This window comes from Paraburkholderia sp. BR14374 (genome assembly GCF_040948685.1).
Taxonomy (GTDB): domain Bacteria; phylum Pseudomonadota; class Gammaproteobacteria; order Burkholderiales; family Burkholderiaceae; genus Paraburkholderia; species Paraburkholderia youngii.
Window position 1 is genome coordinate 44,157 of the sequence record NZ_JBFPKF010000004.1, and the last position, 19,074, is coordinate 63,230.

A 19,074-nucleotide genomic window follows, 5' to 3' on the forward strand; every position below is an offset into this window, starting at 1 on the left:
CCAGCCAAAGGAGTGCTACGCATGCAATGCGAAACGCTGAAGGTCGAGGTTGCCGGCCAGATCGCGACGGTCACGCTCAATCGTCCGGACGTGCGCAACGCGTTCAACGAAACGATGATCGCCGAGCTGACCGCCGCATTCACCGCGCTCGACACGCGCGACGACGTGCGCGCGGTCGTGCTCGCCGCGAACGGCAAGGCGTTCTGCGCGGGTGCCGACCTGAACTGGATGAAGAAAATGTCCGGCTACTCGGACGACGAGAACCGCGCCGATGCGATGCGTCTCGCGGGCATGCTGTCGGCGGTATATCGCTGCAACAAGCCGGTGATCGCGCGCGTGAATGGCGACGCGTATGCGGGCGGCATGGGCCTGATAGCCGCATGCGACATCGTCGTCGCGGTGGACAGCGCGCACTTCTGCCTGTCCGAAGCGCGGCTCGGGCTGATTCCCGCGACGATCGCGCCGTATGTGATTCGCGCGCTCGGCGAGCAGGCGTCGCGGCGCTACTTCGTCACCGCCGAAGCGTTCGACTGCGCGACCGCGTTGCGGCTGGGTCTCGTCAGCGAAGCGGTCTCCAGTGCCGAGCAGCTCGACGCAACGGTCGCGCAGCTCGCGCAGACGCTGTGCGCGAACGGCCCGCAAGCGGTGCGCGCCTGCAAGCGGCTCGTCCAGGACATCGCAGGCCGCGAATTGAGCGACGCGCTGATCGAAGACACGGCAGTGCGGATTGCGAAGACGCGAGCCGGCGCCGAAGGCCGCGAGGGCGTCGCGTCATTCCTCGAAAAGCGCACGCCGGGCTGGCGCAACAGGCCCCGCTAACAACAACCGCCCCGTACCGCCTATTTAATCGAGACACTCATGTTCAACAAGATCCTGATCGCCAACCGGGGTGAGATTGCGTGCCGCGTCGCGGCGACCTGCAAGCGGCTCGGCATCGCGAGCGTGGCCGTCTATTCGGACGCCGATGCCAACGCGAAACACGTCGCCGCCTGCGACGAAGCGGTGCATATTGGCGGCTCGACGGCGGCGCAAAGCTATCTGCGCATCGAACGCATCATCGAAGCCGCGCGCGCGACCGGCGCGCAGGCCGTGCATCCGGGCTACGGCTTTCTTTCCGAAAACGAAGACTTCGCGCGTGCGTGCGAGGCAGCCGGCATCGTCTTTATCGGACCGCCGGTCGAAGCGATTGCCGCGATGGGCTCGAAGGCCGCCGCGAAGGCTCTGATGCACGCGGCCGCGGTGCCGCTCGTGCCCGGCTATCACGGCGATGACCAGCAGCCGCAGTTGTTGCAGGGCGAGGCCGACGCGATCGGTTACCCGGTGCTGCTGAAAGCGAGCGCGGGCGGCGGCGGCAAGGGCATGCGGGTGGTCGAGCGCAGCGCGGACTTCGCGGCCGCGCTGCTGTCGTGCAAGCGCGAGGCGGCGAGCAGCTTCGGCAACGATCGCGTGCTGATCGAGAAGTATCTGATCCGGCCGCGTCACGTCGAAGTCCAGGCGTTCGCCGATCGGCACGGCGGCGCCGTTTATTTGTTCGATCGCGACTGCTCGGTGCAGCGGCGGCATCAGAAAGTGCTCGAGGAAGCGCCCGCGCCGGGGCTGTCGGCCGAGGTCAAACGCGCGATGGGCGAAGCGGCCGTGGCCGCCGCGCGCGCGGTCAATTACGTCGGCGCGGGTACGGTCGAGTTCATCATGACGCCGACCGGCGAGTTCTATTTCATGGAGATGAACACGCGGCTGCAGGTCGAGCATCCGGTCACCGAGATGGTGACGGGGCAGGACCTCGTCGAATGGCAACTGCGCGTTGCCGCGGGCGAGGCACTGCCGCTCACGCAGCAGCAGTTGAAGCTCGACGGCCACGCAATCGAGGCGCGCATCTACGCCGAGCATCCGGCCCGCGGTTTCCTGCCGTCCACCGGGATGCTCAAGCATCTGCGCATGCCCGAAGGCGTCGAGTTCGCGATCGACGCGGCCGGACTCGGCGAGCCGGGACGCAAGGCGCCGGTGCGCATCGACAGCGGCGTGCGCGAGGGCGACACGATCACGCCGTTCTACGATCCGATGATCGCCAAGCTGATCGTCCACGGTGCGACGCGCGAGGAGGCGTTGGCGCGGCTCGCACGCGCGCTGCATGCGTGCGAGGTCGTCGGGCCGCATACGAACGTCGAGTTTCTGCGGCGCATCGTCGCGAGCGAGCCGTTCGCGAGCGGTGACCTCGACACCGGTTTGATCGAGCGTCATCACGACGCGCTGTTCGCGCCGATGCAGAAGCCGTTCAAGGAAGCGCTCGCGCTCGCGTGCGCCGCGTTGCTGACGCGCGAGGGCGGCACCGCGCACGGCGCATCGCCGTGGGACGCGCTGTCGCACTGGCGGCTCAATAGCGGTTACACGCAAACTCTCGGCTGGCGCCTGATCGACGACCGCGCCAACGACGACAGCCCCGAGTCCTTCACGGTCGTTTTCGCGCGCAACGGGGACCCGCAAGCGCTCGTGCAAACCCTCGAACACGACGGCGTGCGCGAGGACTTCAGCTGGTCGGTCGGCGCGGGCGCCCACGAATTCCGCGCGACGATCGGCGATGCGCGCCTGACGGGGCGGGTATTTGTCGACGGCGACAGGTTCCACGTGTTCTGCCACGGCGAGACGCTCGCATTCGAATGGCAGAACCTGCTCGCGCATGCTGCGGATGCCGAGCACGGCGAAGGCCGTCTGACCGCGCCGATGCCGGGCAAGGTGATCGCGGTGCTGGTCGAACCGGGCGCGGTGGTCGAGAAGGGCGCGCCGCTGATCGTGATGGAAGCGATGAAGATGGAGCATACGATCGGCGCGCCGGCGGCCGGCACCGTCGCCGAGGTGCTGTATGCGGTCGGTGATCAGGTCACCGACGGCGCGCAGCTGCTGGTGCTGGACGTGCAGCAGGCGGGCGGATGAGCGCGCCGAGTGGAAGATGAGGACGGCGTGAATCAGGCGAGCCGCGCGTACCCCGCGGCGCGCGCCTCGCTTTCGAGCTCGCCGATGCGCGCATAGTCGGTCAGCGGCAGCGCCGAAAAACCTCTCAATCGCAGGCGTTTCGCTCGCTCGGGGCGGATGCTCAGCGTCTCGTTCAATGCGTCGCGCAGCTCGGCGATCGTGGCCGGCGGCACATTGGCCGCGGCGATCAGCGGCAAGCCCGGCGACGCGGCGGTCATGCCGATCGCGCGCACGCGCCGCGCCAGTTCGGGCAGCAGATCGCCAACGAAGGCGAAGGTCACGCAGTCGATCGCGGCGACGTCCGCGCGATTGTCCGCGACCGCGCGCAGCGAGCCAAGATGCGAGCCCGTACGCAGTACGGAGCCGAAGAACATGCCGGCGCGAGCGAGCGGCGCGACCGCGTGGCGAAACGCGTTCATGCCGCTGTTCGAATCCTCCTGGTTGTAGGCGGCGCGTGCGCCGCGGCACGAGGCGAGTGAGTCGAAGCGCGCGTCGGCGCGCGTGACCAGTACGCTCGAGTAATGCGCGCCGTCGCAGCCCGGCGCATCGAAGCAGGGTGTCGCGACCAATTGCACCTGCGCGTGAAGCCCGTGCATTAGCGGATAACCGCAGGTCTGCGAGATCAGCAGGTTCGGGCGCCGCCAGAAGCCGTGCAATTCTTCGTCCGGTTCGACGATGCGGCACGCGGGCTTGACCCGGTGCAGCACGTCGTCGAGCCACTCGCGCCATTCGAGGTCGAGCGCGGGCGTCACGTTGTACATCGGCAGGGCAGCGATCCAGCTCATGAAGGCGTTTCTCGCACGCCTAATGTCTGACCAATTTGAAATCGTCCAAACCGAGCCGCACCGGCTCGCTCGGCGTGTACTGCCAGCGCTGCGCGGCGACCGAGAGGATCTCGTCCTGCGCATCCTCGAACGCGACCAGCAGGTCCTCCTTGCGACGGCTCTCGGCGCCGCAGAACTCGACCAGCGCGTCGGCGCTGACTTCAAAAACCTGCGCGCGATCGTCGCAGCACACCCGGAACGCGACCGTCGCGCATTCCGTCACACAGGGCCGAAACCCCTCATCGACATAGACCGACATGGCGAACTCCTTCCAACGCCTGAATCGACAGGATGACAAACCGCGCCTGCCAGGTATGTGGGAGAACCGGCATTGACGGCCAAATGCCCGGCGCCGCGGCAGGCGCGACGGTCCGGAAACTGGCGGAAAGTAAGCCAGAAACTGGCGGCGGACTCGTTCAAGCCCGAGCCAGGGCCGCGGCGCGAACCGTGGCCGGAGGGAAGACCGCGGCGATTCGCTCGCCATCGGTCCTGCCTCGTGGTGGGCCGCCGCGAGTCGGAATCACGGCGGGCACTGCTCAGAAGACGCTTAAATCGGGCGCTCCAATCCAACGTTGAAATCGGCGCGCGAACTGCTCACGCCGGTCTCGGACTGTCTTTGGGCTTTTCCCACCAACCTCGCGGTGTAGATCCGCGTAGGTATCCACTTTACGATTAGCGCGCGTTTTGTGCAGGCGATGAGTCCGGCGCGGCCCGCTGGGTTACGTGAGCGCCCGAGAAATTGAGCCGGCGGATCAGCGGACCTAAGGTCGTCGCTTGAATCAGCAGGCTGAACACGACGACCAGATACGTGACGCCGATGAACATTTCGCGTCCGTGAAACTCGGGCAGCGACAGCGCGAGCGCAATCGAGATGCCGCCGCGCAGTCCGCCCCGCGTCAGCACGACAGCCGAATGCGGACTGAGCCGCCGGAACTTCTGCAGTGCGAGCAGCGGAATCGCGACGCTGACGCCGCGCGCGAACAGCACGACCGGAATCGCCGCGAGCCCAAGCCAAACGATCTCGAAGCGCAGCGACAGCGCAATGATTTCGAGTCCGATCAGCCCGAACAGCACGAGATTGAGCAACTCGTCGAGCAGGTCCCAGAAGTTGAACAGATGCTCGCGCGTCTTCTCCGACATCGATGTCGACGCGCCGTGATTGCCGATCACGAGCCCCATGATCACGACCGCCAGAGGCGCCGACACGTGCAGTGCTTCGGCGAGACTATAGCCGCCGGTCGCGAGCGCGAGCGTGATCAGGATCTCGACTGGATAGCTGTCGATGCCTCGCAGCAGCAGCGACGCGCCGAAGCCGAGCGCCGCGCCGAGCACGAGCGCGCCGGCGACTTCGCGCAGCAGATCGAATGCGATCGCGCCCGCGGAAAACTCGTTCGCGCCGGTCGCGAGTCCGACTAGCGTGACGAACGCGACCACGGCCGTGCCGTCGTTGAACAGCGATTCGCCTGTGATCTTGGTTTCGAGGCTTTCGGGCGCCGCCGCCCGCTTGAGCACGCTGAGCACCGCGATCGGATCGGTCGGCGAGATCAGCGCGCCGAACGCGAGACACCACAGCAGGCTGACCGGCTGGCCGAGCCATTGCGCCGCGTAGTAAAAGCCGAAGCCGACCACCGCGATCGAAATCAATACACCGATCGTCGCGAGCATCAGCACTGCGCGCCGCTGCGTGCGCATCTTCGACAGATCGACGTGCAGTGCGCCGGCGAACAGCAGCAGGCTTAGCAGACCGTGAAACACGATGTCGGCGAAATCGATCTGCACGACGATCTTGCGCGCGGCGATCGCCATCGCCGGATAGTAGAAGCCGAGCGCCGAAATGCCGACGCAGACGACGAGCCCGACTGCGGTGATGCCGAGGGTGTCGGGTAACCTGATGAACCGATAGTTGAGGACGCCGAACAGCGCGACGATGGCCAACAGCGCGCCGGCAATCTGGAAGACGCTCATCGTGCATGCTCCCACGTTGCGCGGCGGCGCGAACGCGTGATCATCGTGGCAGCGAGGTAACTTGCGCGAAGAGGCATAAAACCGGCAGGCAGAGAAAGCCGCCACGATTGCGATATTGAAGCAGCGAGATGTTTCACCAGCAATTCCTTATTCATGCTCATTCAATCCGATAAACGATCTACGGTTTGCAATGACACGATCGTTGCCGCTGGCGATAGAGCGACGTACCGCTACAGACGCCTTATTCAAACTCGACGGACGATGCGATCAGACGCAAAGTACTTTATCGGACCACAAGCGGATGACGGCGAACCTGTTGGAGCCAGGCTCGCCAGAAGGTGCCGCGATGGGCAATGATAGTGTTCGGACCACTGAAGCGCCGGGCGAGTTCCGGTCTTTATTTTGGGATATAGTTTTTTTATTTCGAGATCTTCCGCTCGGCTTGATTCGTCAAGATCTATTCAATTTGATCTGAATTGGCAGTATCAATTTGTAGTTCGATTTGTCGTCCGATGACACCCACTATTGGCCATGTGCGACGCCGGAATTGGCATGCCGAAAACAGCGAAAGCCCTAACCGGAAATCGCCGAAGATCTGACAATTTTTGACAATTACGAGTCGAGAATGATGCAGCATCGATACATGGCGAGATGCTGTTGTGTAGAAATGGCTGAAGACGGAGAAGATTATGGAGCAAACCTATCGTTATCGTGGATTCGACATCATGGTCAACGCGTTGCATGCGACACATACGTGCTCACCTGTCGGCAGTGTCACTGCGCGGCCCGCGTACGTGGCGAACGTCACGTTGAAGACGCGGCTGATCGGCGGCGAGTGGTCGACTGCTTTCCGCGTCGGTCCGCTAGCCGGTCGTTCGGCGACCGATTTGCGGGAAGTACTGGCGGCTGGATTCGCGGCCGCCACTCGGGTCGTCGACGACGTGGTGAGCGTGATGGGAGATGGCCTCGCGCGCAAGGCGGCCTGAGGTCGTGGCGAGCGTAGAAATAACCACGCGTATCCCTGCGGTGCGTGCGGGTCCCAGACAGGGCGTGCCCGTCTCCTCAGCGCCCTGTTGTTTTAATCCCGCTCCCCTGTGCGGGATTTTTTTTGCCCGATTGAAATCGCGGGCGCTCGATTACGCACTGTCACATCGGCACGACAACAGAAAATACAAGAAAAAAGCCTCGAACGCGAAGCGCGATCGAGGCTGCCGAAGGACAGACTCAATGTCTGTCTGGAAGGTCGATCGGACCCGTGATCGACCTTCCCCACTATAGCGAGTTGTCGGTCGAGCAATTGTGAACAAATGTCTCAGTCGGATGCGCATAGCATTGATTACCCGCGCTCCTGCATCCGGCGTCGTACATGCAGCCGCCCGGGCGGTTCGAAATATGTGCCGAAGCGCACCAGACCGGCCCTCTTCAAATGACACGTCATTTCGAAACTGACCAGCACGCCGGGATCATCGTCCGCGAGGATGTCGATGTCGATAGCGCGAATACGTGGTTCGTATTTCAACAGCGTCGCTTCCATCTGCTGCTTCAGCGCGTGCGCCGACGACGGCAATGCCTTGTAGATGTTCGTCATGTCTGGCAGACCGTAGTCGGGCAGGTGCTTCAACGCGCCCGCGCGCGTGTTCAGAATGCGCTGCACGTTCTGCTGCACGCTCAGGCATTCGAGCGTGCGGTCGTCGTAGGCGCCGAGCCGCTCGCCGCCGATCCGGCCGAGCAGCATGTCGTAGAGGGACGGTCCCGCCGGCATCGGGTGGCGCACCGTCAACCGTGCGCTGAATGTTCAGCGACGGCTTCGTCGCGATCGACAATTTCGATCGTCAGATTGCCTTCGGGGGAACTGGTCAGCAAGATCCTGGAGGGCGCTATTCCGCATGCCATGCGCGCGAGCAGTTCGCGCGACACCGTCGGCAGAATGCGCTGATTCAGAAACGCATCGATATTGCGCGCGCCCGATTCGCGCGTGAGACACAGCTCGGCCATCGCATCGATCAGCGCTTCGTCGCAGTTCAGTTCGACGCCGTGCTGGCGGTGTAGGCGCTGCGCGATTTTAGTGAGCTTCAGACGCACGATCGAGGCCAGCGCGCTCGCATCGAGAGGGCGATACACGAGCGTCTGGAAGCGCGCGAGCAGCGCCGGTTGAAAGTGGCCGACGAGTTGCGGATGAATCGCGTCGAGCAGCTCGTGGTGCGAGACGCCGGGATTCTCCGCGGTCGTTTCATCGATTTGCGCGCTGCCGAGATTGGACGTCATCAGGACCACGCAGTTGCGAAAGTCGATCTCGCGGCCCTCGCCGTCGCGCATCATGCCGCGATCGAACACCTGATAAAACATATCGAGCACGTCGCCGTGCGCTTTTTCGACTTCGTCCAGCAGCACGACGCAATACGGACGCTGCCGCACCGCCTCGGTCAGAATGCCGCCGCGTCCATAGCCGACGTAGCCGGGCGGCGAGCCCTTCAATTGCGAGACAGTGTGCGACTCCTGATACTCGGACATATTGATCGTCATCAGCGCGGCTTCGCCGCCGAACAGCAGGTCGGCGAGCGCGAGCGCAGTTTCGGTCTTGCCGACGCCCGATGGTCCAGCAAGCAAAAACACGCCGAGCGGCGCATGTTCATTCTTGAGCCCCGCCTTGGCGGTGCGCAGGCTTTGGGACAGCGCGGCGAGCGCGTCGTGCTGCGCGACGACGCGTGTCGCGAGCTGCGCTTCCAGCGTCAGCAGGCTTTGCAGTTCGTCTTCGACGAGGCTGCCAACCGGCACGCCGGTCCATTCGGCGACGACGCGTGCGATCGCCTGGGCGTCGACGTCCGCGAAGATCAACGGGGCCTTGCCTTGGGCGGTCGTGAGTGCGCGACGTGCTTGCGCGAACGCGGTGGGATCGCGCGTGACAGCGTCGCTGTCGCGTTGGCGGTGCAGCGCCTGGACGAGTTCGAGTTCCTGTTCGTAACGTGTTTGCAGCGCCGCGAGTTCGGTCTTCGCGTTCGCGAGCGCGGCGTCCAGCGCGCCGCGGCGTGCTTCGCCGTCATCGATGCCGGCGCGCTCGTCGTCTGCGAGCGTCGCGTGTTCGAGCGCCAGCGCGGCGACCACGGCACGCGCGCGTTGCCACTCGGCCGGCGGTGCGTCGAGGCCCATGCGCACGCGTGCTGCGGCGGTGTCGATCAGATCGACGGCCTTGTCCGGCAACCGCCGTGCGGGTATGTAGCGACGCGACAGCTTGACCGCGGCGACCAGTGCTTCGTCGCGAATGTGCACTTGATGGAACTGCGCGTAGCGGCTTTTCAGGCCGCGCAGCATCAGGCAGGCCGCGTCGTCGTCGGGTTCGTCGACTTTGATGATCTGGAAGCGGCGTTCCAGTGCGGCGTCGCGCTCGAAGAACTGCTTGTATTCGGACCACGTGGTCGCCGCGATCGTGCGCAATTCGCCGCGCGCGAGCGCGGGCTTCAGCAGGTTCGCGGCGTCGGCGCCGCCCGCGGCGTTGCCGGCGCCGATCAGCGTGTGAGCTTCGTCGATGAACAGCAGGATCGGCACGGGCGAAACCTGCGCCTCGTCGATCACGTTCTTCAGGCGTTGCTCGAATTCGCCTTTCACGCCGGCGCCCGCTTGCAGCAAGCCGAGATCGAGCGTGAGGATGCGCACGTCGCGGATCACGTTCGGCACGCTTCCTTCGGCGACTCGCAACGCGAGCCCTTCGACGAGCGCGGTCTTGCCCACACCCGGCTCGCCGACGAGGATCGGATTGTTCTTGCGGCGGCGCGCGAGCACGTCGACCATCTGCTGGATCTCGCGGTCGCGCCCGAATACCGGATCGATGTCGCCGCGGCGCGCCTTGTCGGTCAGGTCGAGCGCGAAGCGGGCGAGGGCGTCGGCGCTGGCGCGCGTGGTCTCCTTTGTGCTAGAGACGACGTTCGGCGCCGAGGCGGTCGCCGAAGGTTGCGGCCGTTCGGGTTGCCGTTCGTCATCTTCGCTTTCGATTTCACTTTCGCACGACCGATGCGCAATTCGCGGCAGCAAACGCTCGATCTGCGCGCTGCTGACGGCGAGCAATGGCCACGCATGCTGTGCGCGCAGTATATGGGGCGCATCGACGATCGCCTGCAGCAGATTCCCGGAGCGGATTCGCGCGTCTTCGCTTCCCGACGCGTGAAGCCATGCATCCGCAAGCAGTGCCGCTAGCTGCGGCGACAGCGCGGGCTTGCCGCGCAGATTGCGCGGCAAGCGATCGATTGCACTGAGCAGCGCGTCCCACAGCGCGTCGATATTGATCGTGTAATGCCGCAGGACAGCGGGGATGTCGCCGTCGCCAGCTTCGATCAGCTTCAGCAGCCAGTGCTCGACCGTGATCTCGTCAGCCAGCCGCGTCTGGCAAAGGCTCGCGGCCGCTTCGAGCGCCTGCGCGCAGTGTGGGTTCAGTCGGCGCAGCAGTTGAGTGGTGTCCCAAAACGCGCTTCTTCGGTCGTCGCACAAGGTCATGTCGGCAGTCCGGTCAAGGATGCAGGCAGCAAGCGCGCTGTGCACTCGCCGATGAAAAAGGACCAGCCCGGCACGCGAACCGGTAACGGCGCGTCGACGCGCTGGTTTCGCGAATCACGCGCAAATCAGGAACGCTCGTTCCAGGTATCCTTGTGGATGATGTTGCCGTCCTTGTACGACCACGTGATCGTCTCGTAGCGCAGCTCGACGTCTTCGAGGTGGTTGTGCTTCTCGTAGTCGGGGTTCTTGATGTCGAACATCCTGGGCTTGACTGCGACGATCTTCACGTTGTCGAGCTTCGTGTTGAAGTATTCCTTTTCCTTGCCGGCGTCGTCGATCTTGTACCACCTGATCTCGACCGACTTCAGCGTCTGACCGCTCGTGACCGCCTTGTACAAGTACGGCGTCGACGAGTCGGTTTCCTTTGTCAGCGTGATGGGTTTGTGCACGCGAGTGCCGGTAAGCTTGCCGGTGTTGCCGTCGGTCGGGATATGCACGCCGTGATCGAACGCTACGAGTTCGACGCTGCCTTCGCGGCCTTGCACCGTCACCGAACCCTTGATATCAGCGCCGCCGTCGTCCTTGAGCCACATGTAGGCCGGAATTGCCATACCTTCTACTCCTTGATTTATTTACTGCGAAAATCGCCCGGAACAGCCCCCGAGCTTCTGAATCCCGAAGCGCGATGCTTCGGGGCGAAAGACTGTAGTCATTATTGGGTGGTGCGAGCGTCCGGCACGAGCGTGATTTCGACACGCCGGTTCTTCGCGCGTCCGTCGTCCGACGCGTTGCTTGCGATCGGCCGCGTATCCCCATAGCCCTGAATCGCAAACTGCGTCGGCGCGGTGCCCGACACGTCGATCAGCCAGTCGCGCACGGCTTGCGCGCGTGCCGTGGACAACTTCAGATTGCTCTGCGGATTGCCGACGTTGTCGGTGTGCCCGGCGACCAGAATCCGCTTGTCCGGATGCGTCTTGATCATTTCGAGCGCACCGACCATGGCCCGAGTCGAGCCAGGCTTCAGCTCAGCGCGGCCGCTGTCGAATAGCGACATGCCGTCTAGCGTGACGACCGCCGGCGGCGGAGGCGGCGGCACGTACGATGCGATCGCGGTGTCGAGCGCCGGCAGCAACTGTGCACCGCGATACATGCCGAACGTCAGTCGCAACGGCACACCGATGCGCGCATAACGGTCGAGCTGATCGCGATCGACGACGAGCGCGTGCAGCGCGTCGCGTTTCGCGGTGTCGTGCTCGGCCGGAATCCTCGAATAGCGGCCGAGATCGGCGCCGATGCGATCGAGCAGCGCTTCGTTGTTTTTCGCGGCGGACCACGATGCGACGGCCGCCGCGCAGGCGAGCAGCGTGAGCGCATGCGCGCCGGCGATGCGGCGCGGCGAGATCCAGTAGCGCCGCGGGGTTGCTTCGATCAGCGGTTGCGGTAGTGGCCACGGGAGCGGCGATGCGCCGACGGTGGCGCGTGTCACACAGGTTTGCCTCTGCACGTCGCGTTCCCACGGATCGGTCGAATCGCTTGCCGGACCGCAATCGATCCAACCGGCTCCGAACAATTCCCACGGCGCGGCGGGCTGCATCCGGTCGGTCAACGTGCCGATCACGACGCGCTGCGTCCAGCCGACGAGCGACGCGAGCGCCGCTGCGCGCGCGGCACCTGTAGCAGTGGTGGCAGCCCTGCCAGTGCCCGCGTCGCCAGGCAGGCGCCGAGTCTCGGCTTCGGCCGCGCGGACCATGAGTTCGAAACGCTCGGCATCGACGATTCGCTTCGCCGACGACACCCCGTACCACGCAGGCACCGACAGACCGGGTGGGCTCGTGGTCAGCCGCTGATAGACCGCGACATAGCCGGGCAGGCTCGTGCCTAGCGTGCGGGCGGCATCGGCGACGCAATGGCGCACGACGCGCAGCTTCTGGGTGAGCATGTCGGTGCCGACATGCAGCGCGGGCGCCACCGACAGCACGACGCCATCGGGCGCGCGTCCGTCGCGCCACTGCCTGAGCGCGACCGCGAAACGCGGCAACTGCAGCGGATCATCGACGCGCAACCAGATAGCGCCGTCGCCCACGTACGCGAAGCGCTCCTCGTCGTTGCGATCGAACAGAGCCGGCAGACCGTCGCCGGTGACGAGCACGAGCGGCATACAGGTGCGCAGCTTCGGCGGAATCCCGGAGCTCGCGGCGCCGAGCGCGGCCAACACTTGCGCACTGCATTCGTGCGCGCGGGACAGCCACAGCGTGCGCCATCCGACGAGTACGCCCACGAGCAAGGCGACGACCGTCGTCAGCGCCGGAGCAACGCCACGTCCGCCCGGCAGCACTAGCCAGATCACCCCGAGTGCCAGCACGGCCGCGAACGCGAGCATCGCGCGCAATGGATAACCTAGCCCCTCGTACGCACGCTTGGGCGTACGTGCCGGCGTCGCGGGCAGGATGCGCAGATCGGACGTCACGGCCGCGTGACCTTCGTTTGCACGAGTTGCGCTAGCTGTGCGTCGAGCGCGCTCGACCACGCCAGCCAGACGATGGCGGCGGCACCGCATGCGAGCCCCGCGATTGCCCATGGCGAGAGCCGGTGAAACCAGTCGGACAAGCGGCGACTGGGGCGATCGGCAATGAAGGTACTTGCGGGCGCCGGGCCAAGTTTCTCCAACTGCGCATGCAGCGAGGTCGTCAACGCCGTGCGCTCCGCTTCGCCGTCGCGCGCAAACCGGCCGATGAAACCGAGGCTCAGAATCGCCGCGTAGCATTCGAGCAGGTCGACGTGCGGCGACGCTTCACGCATGCGAACCTCGAGCCGTTCGAATACGCGCTCGCCCGCGTCGTGCAGGTTGAACAGCTCGACTTGCAGCGGTTTGAGTTCCCACGCCGCTCGGCTCTCTGCCGGCAGATAGCGCAGCGCGACTTCATCGAGCAGCCCGCATTGCGCGAGCAACGCTTCGCGGCGTACTTCGTCCGCATAGCCGCGCCGCTCGAGGGCAGTCGAGAAGTTCGCGATCAGCGATCCGCAACGATTGCGGAAGTCGGTTGCGTGGTCCACGTGGCCGCCGGGTGTGAGCGTCGTCACGAGTAGCGCGGTGTCTCGCAGCAGATCGCGAATGCCTTCACGCGTGCCCCGGGGCGCGCCGGCCATGCTATCGAGCAACGCCGCTTCGGTGGCGTTTCGGGGCAGGGCGTTCATCAGCGCAGTACCGCGTAAAGTTCGAGCGATGCGTCGGGCACCGACGCCGGCAGATAGATCTGGCAAGCGCGCGCGGCGAGCATCTTCGCGTGCGCCGCGTTCGCTGCATCGAGCGCGAAGTATTGATTGTCGAGGCGCACCGGAATCGCGGACGGCACGCGCGCTACCGCCTTGAGTGGAATGCCGGGCAGCGCCGAACTGATGATGTGCTCGACGTCGTCGGGCGCGCCGATCTTGCACAGGCGCGGGAACTGCTCGGTGAGCTCGAACGCCGGCATCGGCGCGCGAACCGACAGATACCAGTCGACCGCGCCTTCGACGATGCGCTCTTCGAGGAACTGTCCCGCCCACGTGGTCGCGCTCTTGCGCGTGAGGTCGATCGATACGACGCGCGACGGAATGATCGCATCGAGCAATTCGCGGATCGTGGCCTCGAGCTTCGTGAACACTTCGTCGGCGCGCGCGTGGTCGTAGGCGGGAATGTCGGTGAGCTGCGTGCGCGTCGAGAACGTGATCAATGTGCCGACGAGTTGCGCGAGCGTCGTGTACAGCTGCTCGGGCGAGCGGCGCGGATGCGTCGCATAGAGCCGCAGTTGTGGCCACGCCGCGTGAATGCAGTGCAAAAGCCAGAACAGCTGCACGTCGGCGACGCCATATTCGGCGACCTGCTCGAGCCGTTCGTTGCGACGCGCTCCAAGCGCGGCGCTCTTCGCCTGCAGGATATCGGCCAGACGATTGATGCGCTCGAGGTGCAGCGGGTGGCTACCGAGCGTCAGGCAGGGCGGCACGAAACGGTGATCGACCTGGAACTGGCCGCTGGTAGTGCGCGCGAGCCGTGCGATCGCGCAGACCGTGTCGTCGGCATGCGATTCGAAGTCGAACAGCAAGCGCACTGCGTGGCGCTCGGACGCGATCTCGGTTTCGCTGCCGCCGTTCAGATCGACGACCTTGACGAACTCGCGATACGCGCGGCGTGGACGCGCAAGCGACGTTTCGTCAAACCTGCAGTTATTGCCGTTCGCATCCGGCAACGCGAGCGCCGCGAGCACGACGACACTTTGCAGGTTGGCGGGCACGCCTTTTGTCAGATCGCGCGCGGCGGGCAGAGCGTCGCTAAGCGCGGTGTCGATCGGTGTGCCGTCCGCGAAGCGCAACTTGAGCCTCGTGAGCTTCAGACGGCCCGTCGCCAATGCTTCTTCGTCGACCTCGACGCCAAGTGTGCCCCACGGCTCGGCGAGCGCGCAGGTAGCGAACTGCTGTAGCGCGAAACCGGCCCAGCGTTCCTGCTGCTGGAAGTGCTGCTGCGTGAGGATGAGGCCCTCGTGCCAGAGCGGTTTGTCGATCCGCATAGCTGTTTTGGTCTCTCGTGTGTTGGTCATTTAATCCGGATCGCTCCGGGATTGCGGATTCTATACGTCGTATTTGGAAGTCGTATACATTCATTTCGATGTAAATTAAAAATATCACAAAAGTTCAAGCATTTTTATATTGAGATGTGGGATACATTTATCTTGGGTAGGCGATATTTAATTGAGATGGTGTTAAAAACTGTACGAGATAAATTAACAAATTCGGGCAAATGTTCGATCGGGCTGAATCCGCTGAGCCGCGCTCAGGCCAACGGTTCTTCGCGGAAAGTGGACAAGGAAGTATATGGGCTGACAGCGGAACCGCAGTCAGATAATTCCGAATTTGCATTGCTTCACTATTTTTCACATTTTGTCGGTTTTTGAGTTATCAATAGGCTTTGACGCCGCGACAATAAACCTGATTTAATATCGGTGCAGTTAAAAGCCGCGCACGTCGAAGCCTTGAAGAAGGGTAAATCGGACTACATGGGGAATACGTATGGACAGCTTTCAGCGCGAAATACCGAAGAGTCGCGTCTCAATCACGTTGGACCTGCACACGGGGGGCGCCCAGAAGAAAGTCGAGCTGCCTCTGAAGCTGCTGGTCGCCGGTGATTTCAGCGCGGGACGCGAGCAGGCGCCGTTGGCCGAGCGCAAGAAGGTCAACATCGACAAGACCAACTTCGACGCCGTGTTGGCCGATTACGCGCCGGACCTGAAGATCGCCGCCGAGAACACGCTTGCCGGCGACGGTTCTGAGCTGCCGGTCCAGCTCGCGTTCCGCTCGATGAAGGACTTCGAGCCGGAGCAGGTGGCGCGTCAGATTCCCGAATTGCAGGCGCTGCTGGCGATGCGCAATCTGCTGCGCGACCTGAAGTCGAATCTGCTCGACAACGGCATGTTCCGCCGCGAGTTCGAAAAGGTCCTGAAGGACCAGCGTCTGTCGGACAGGCTGCGCGGCGAGCTCGCGCAGATCGCGACGGCCGCGACGCAGCCGGAAGGCCATGCCTGAGCGGGGAGGGGCGAAGACGGCCTTCACAGCATTGCGCAACTACATCGCTGAAAAAATGCAGACAGGAATACAAATGGAACAGAATGAATCGCGTCAGGGCGCGACCCAGACCGTTGTGCTTGATGCCGCTCAGGACGCGTCCTTCGCCGGCGACAGCGTCTACGCGTCGCTGTGCAACAAGATCAACCTGAAACCTGTTTCCGAGGCGCGCCCGCTCGAGGCGTTCCGCGACAACGACATGCTGTCCGAGGTGTCGGCCGACGAGCGCATCGCGCGCGGGATCGGCGCGTTTCTCGAACTGGTTGCGCAAGCGAGCCAGCCGGTCGAGCGCCTCGACAAATCGCTGCTCGATTTTCATATCGGCCAGCTCGATCGTCAGATCAGCCGTCAGCTCGATGCCGTGCTGCACACGCCCGAGTTCCAGGCGCTCGAAGGCCGCTGGCGTGGTCTGAAGACGCTGGTGTCGCGCACGGATTTCCGCAAGAACGCGCGTACCAACGTGGCTGTCAGCTCGTCAACAGGCGAAGTGATCATTACTGGGTCGAAGGGCATCACGCTGGGTGATGGGGCAGGCGCGTATCTAAAGATCGCCAACGGAAAGGTCGAGATCGCGAGTACGGGCGAAGTCCAGGTCAAGGGTGGTCTAGATGTCGAAGGTCCCGTGCAGCGCAATTTCACCTTCCCACGCTGGTCTGGTGCACCCCTTCAAGACGTCGAAGGAAACATGAAATTCGGGTTTTCTGAATAAGCACAATCATGGCAAATATGACTCGACCGTCGAATCTACCCAGCACGCCCGTGAAACTGCTTGCTTTTGCATACCCGTTTCGCAAGAAGGCCCAAGGCACGGATGGGCCGCCTGCAGACTTTATAGATGAGCATGAGTTTCACCAACTGTTGAGGCGGGAGCCTTCGGGCGCCTACGCGGTCAGTGGCAAAGGTATGTGGCACGGCGGAATACACGTGACCGAGGCGGGCGCCGGCGCGTCGCTGGATCTGAAGGGCGGAGTGCGCTGTATCGCGGATGGCGAAGTGGTGGCATGGCGCGTCGATCGCATCTACCCGGTAAGTGAAATTCCTGCGCAAAACGGGCAGCCCGCGATCAGTGCACCGTACAGCACGGGTTTCGCGTTGGTGCGTCATTCAATGGAGTTTCCCAAAGACAGGAAACTGACTTTTTACAGCCTGTACGCACATCTGCAAGACTTCGCGGACTACGAGAACGACGCGCATCTTCCTAGACCGAAGTACTGGGCGACGCGCTTCGAGGTGACCACCTGCGCGCAGGACCGTCCCACAATCGGTTCAGGTGGCCAGTCGGCGCCCGCCGATCAGCGGGGGCTGCGAGTCCGGGCAACAAAGCCGCATGGCAAGGTGCTCTGCATCCTCCCGCACGGAGCGCAGGTTAGCGTTGGAAAACGCGAGGGCGACTGGGGGCAGATTAAAGATGCGAGCGGTGTGTCGCCCTATCCGGGGACCGCAGGTGGCGTCGCTCATCCGGCAGTGGACGGATGGATGTTTCTTGGGGAAGAACACGGCGCTCCGGTCGTCAAGGAGGTGATGCCAGATCCTTCACTGGACCGGGTAGTCGTGTTGTCTAGCCCGTCCGAAGTGGTCCCGGTGAAGGCAGGGGATCTGATCGGCCATCTTGGGCGCTACGATTCGTTGTCCCAGCAGACTTCTGGCCGGCGGATGGTGCACATCGAGGTCTTTTGTGACGACAGCGTCAAGTCATTCATGGACGCGGGGCGTGCCTGGATCAGGCAGAACGGCGCTCATGTCAGTGCGTGGCAGCAGTTGGTCCTTCCCAGCGAGCCAACGATTCAGCGGATCGACAGTGGGACGATCTTGTACAAGCGGCACGATGAGGAAGGGGCTCAAGCCCCACAGACCGGTGTAATCGAAGTCTTTCCGCTAGCTGCGCTTGCGAAGGGAAGTGCGGATCGTCAGTACATCGAGACAGTGGCTGGGAGCGATGGCGACAAGCGGCGCTGGTGGAAGATTGACAGTGCGGATGTCCGTCATCAGCCGATTAATGGCTGGGTGCGGGAACAGAGCTTTGCGGGCGGGAGGGTAACGCGGGAGTTTGCCCAGAAATGGGTGGACTTCAAGACCCTGGACGACGAGCATGAGCTGACGCATACGATGTTTGCGACGACGAACGGGTTTGTCGACTATTCGATCGGTGCAGACGTGCCGAACGCGGGCTCGTTGGACAGGCTCAGTCCGCTGATGACATCGATTTACCAGGCGCTGAATCTGGCCGGTGACCGTGCGCAGGCGGCAGATGACCTGCGTAACGCATCAAGCGACCCATGGACGGCGCTGCGCATGTCGAGGCTGATTATTCAGCACGAGAGCGAGTGGGCGAATCCGGAGAAGTGGAAGCAGTTGATTGCCGCCATTGAGCATCGCACAGGGCCGAAGCCGGAGCATGTCGAGGAGCAGAAGCGGATTGAGAAGCTGGTCTGGTGGGATGCGGTCAAGGCCGGGCTGGCTGACTTCCCTGCGTCGAATGTGTTTCATATTCATCCAATTGGGTTGGTGGGGAATTTCGCCTGCGATCGGCCGCTAATAGCACTCGAAATGCTGATCGCAGTTGAGCCAGACAATTCGGACGAATACTATAAAAGTATACTGCCGCATCTGAATCAATTCGCGAAGGTGTACGCCGTAAATACACCCAAAAGAATTGCGCATTTTTTGTCACAATGCGCTCACGAGACACGTTTGAGAATAACCGAAGAAGTATTGAACTATAACCCTCGCAACATGCGAAAAATTTTCGGCTGTAAAGGAGGCGAGGGTCGCTATGACGTCGCTTGTGACGACTGTACACATGGTAGGTTGCGAGAAAAGCTTTGGAGTGACGAACCATACTATGCTCATAGTCCTGAACGTCTTGCAAACTACGTTTACGCGAACAGAATGGGAAACTCCGGCGAAACGAGTGGTGATGGATATAAATACCGGGGGCGCGGGCTAATTCAAATAACTGGAAAGGACGGATATCAGTCGTTCCAAGATGAACACAACCGACGGATGCCCGACGACAGCCAAGATTTCATCTCGCATCCTGAGCTTATTGCTTCAAACCTCGCATACGGAGTCGAGTCAGCGTTCGTTTTTTGGTCGCGCAGAGATTTGAATCACATATCAGATACAGGGCGTGTCGGTGCCGTCACACAGATTGTGAATGGCGGACAGAATGGCTACGCAGATCGTCTTGATCGATACAATAAACTGGCTCCTATTTTAGGTCTTTCTGTGGAGTGAT

Annotated in this window: 14 protein-coding genes and 2 pseudogenes; 7 read left to right on the forward strand and 9 right to left on the reverse strand. The window is 63.0% G+C overall.

Going from position 1 to position 19,074, the window contains the following annotated elements:
• The first annotated feature begins 21 nt into the window (after nt 1-21).
• Together AB3X86_RS10425 and AB3X86_RS10430 are read left to right on the forward strand one after the other, a co-directional pair.
• Nucleotides 22-819 (forward strand): enoyl-CoA hydratase/isomerase family protein, encoded by a 798-nt coding sequence (locus AB3X86_RS10425; protein ID WP_368595896.1) that lies wholly within the window; start codon nt 22-24, stop codon nt 817-819.
• A 39-nt stretch (nt 820-858) separates the two neighbouring features.
• Complete coding sequence (locus tag AB3X86_RS10430) at nt 859-2,928, forward strand: biotin carboxylase N-terminal domain-containing protein (protein ID WP_368595897.1); 2,070 nt, start codon at nt 859-861, stop codon at nt 2,926-2,928.
• 32 nt (nt 2,929-2,960) lie between these two features.
• Here AB3X86_RS10430 and AB3X86_RS10435 read toward each other — a convergent pair whose 3' ends face one another.
• From AB3X86_RS10435 to AB3X86_RS10445, 3 genes are all read right to left on the reverse strand, one after another.
• Nucleotides 2,961-3,752: a phosphate/phosphite/phosphonate ABC transporter substrate-binding protein gene (locus tag AB3X86_RS10435; RefSeq protein WP_368595898.1), complete on the reverse strand. Its 792-nt coding sequence runs from the start codon at nt 3,750-3,752 to the stop codon at nt 2,961-2,963.
• A 19-nt stretch (nt 3,753-3,771) separates the two neighbouring features.
• Nucleotides 3,772-4,050, reverse strand: a complete 279-nt coding sequence (locus AB3X86_RS10440) for a DUF1488 family protein (RefSeq protein ID WP_018434317.1) — start codon at nt 4,048-4,050, stop codon at nt 3,772-3,774.
• A gap of 413 nt (nt 4,051-4,463) precedes the next feature.
• Nucleotides 4,464-5,756, reverse strand: a complete 1,293-nt coding sequence (locus AB3X86_RS10445; protein WP_368595899.1) for a cation:proton antiporter — start codon at nt 5,754-5,756, stop codon at nt 4,464-4,466.
• Nucleotides 5,757-6,445: 689 nt separating this feature from the next.
• On the opposite strand from AB3X86_RS10445, the gene AB3X86_RS10450 reads away from it, so the two are divergent.
• The gene (locus tag AB3X86_RS10450) at nt 6,446-6,742 is read left to right on the forward strand and encodes a hypothetical protein (protein WP_368595900.1); all 297 of its coding nucleotides are present in this window, start codon (nt 6,446-6,448) and stop codon (nt 6,740-6,742) included.
• A 350-nt stretch (nt 6,743-7,092) separates the two neighbouring features.
• Here AB3X86_RS10450 and tssE read toward each other — a convergent pair whose 3' ends face one another.
• The 6 genes from tssE to tssK form a co-directional block, all read right to left on the reverse strand.
• Nucleotides 7,093-7,518, reverse strand: a complete 426-nt coding sequence (gene tssE / locus AB3X86_RS10455) for a type VI secretion system baseplate subunit TssE (protein WP_368595901.1) — start codon at nt 7,516-7,518, stop codon at nt 7,093-7,095.
• Between the two features lie 14 nt (nt 7,519-7,532).
• On the reverse strand, nt 7,533-10,241 hold the full coding sequence (gene tssH, locus AB3X86_RS10460; RefSeq protein WP_368595902.1) for a type VI secretion system ATPase TssH: 2,709 nt from the start codon (nt 10,239-10,241) through the stop codon (nt 7,533-7,535).
• Between the two features lie 125 nt (nt 10,242-10,366).
• Nucleotides 10,367-10,852: an Hcp family type VI secretion system effector gene (locus tag AB3X86_RS10465; RefSeq protein ID WP_176120289.1), complete on the reverse strand. Its 486-nt coding sequence runs from the start codon at nt 10,850-10,852 to the stop codon at nt 10,367-10,369.
• A 101-nt stretch (nt 10,853-10,953) separates the two neighbouring features.
• Nucleotides 10,954-12,708 carry an OmpA family protein gene (locus AB3X86_RS10470; protein ID WP_368595903.1) on the reverse strand — a complete coding sequence of 585 codons (1,755 nt, stop codon included), beginning with the start codon at nt 12,706-12,708 and terminating at the stop codon, nt 10,954-10,956.
• The gene (locus AB3X86_RS10475; RefSeq protein WP_368595904.1) at nt 12,705-13,436 is read right to left on the reverse strand and encodes a DotU family type IV/VI secretion system protein; all 732 of its coding nucleotides are present in this window, start codon (nt 13,434-13,436) and stop codon (nt 12,705-12,707) included. The genes AB3X86_RS10470 and AB3X86_RS10475 overlap by 4 nt, the downstream gene beginning before the upstream one ends.
• Nucleotides 13,436-14,785 (reverse strand): type VI secretion system baseplate subunit TssK, encoded by a 1,350-nt coding sequence (tssK, locus tag AB3X86_RS10480; protein ID WP_368595905.1) that lies wholly within the window; start codon nt 14,783-14,785, stop codon nt 13,436-13,438. Before tssK ends, AB3X86_RS10475 begins: the two co-directional genes overlap by 1 nt.
• Nucleotides 14,786-15,284: 499 nt before the next feature.
• Here tssK and tssB point away from each other — a divergent pair, with 499 nt between their 5' ends.
• From tssB to AB3X86_RS10500, 4 genes and pseudogenes are all read left to right on the forward strand, one after another.
• The gene (tssB, locus tag AB3X86_RS10485) at nt 15,285-15,797 is read left to right on the forward strand and encodes a type VI secretion system contractile sheath small subunit (RefSeq protein WP_176379430.1); all 513 of its coding nucleotides are present in this window, start codon (nt 15,285-15,287) and stop codon (nt 15,795-15,797) included.
• A gap of 73 nt (nt 15,798-15,870) precedes the next feature.
• Nucleotides 15,871-16,290: pseudogene (locus AB3X86_RS10490) on the forward strand (type VI secretion system contractile sheath large subunit); the annotation flags it as partial.
• Nucleotides 16,291-16,545 (forward strand): annotated as a pseudogene (locus tag AB3X86_RS10495) (type VI secretion system tip protein VgrG); the annotation flags it as partial.
• Nucleotides 16,546-16,595: 50 nt separating this feature from the next.
• The gene (locus AB3X86_RS10500; RefSeq protein WP_368595906.1) at nt 16,596-19,073 is read left to right on the forward strand and encodes a glycoside hydrolase family 19 protein; all 2,478 of its coding nucleotides are present in this window, start codon (nt 16,596-16,598) and stop codon (nt 19,071-19,073) included.
• The last annotated feature ends 1 nt before the right edge of the window (nt 19,074 follow it).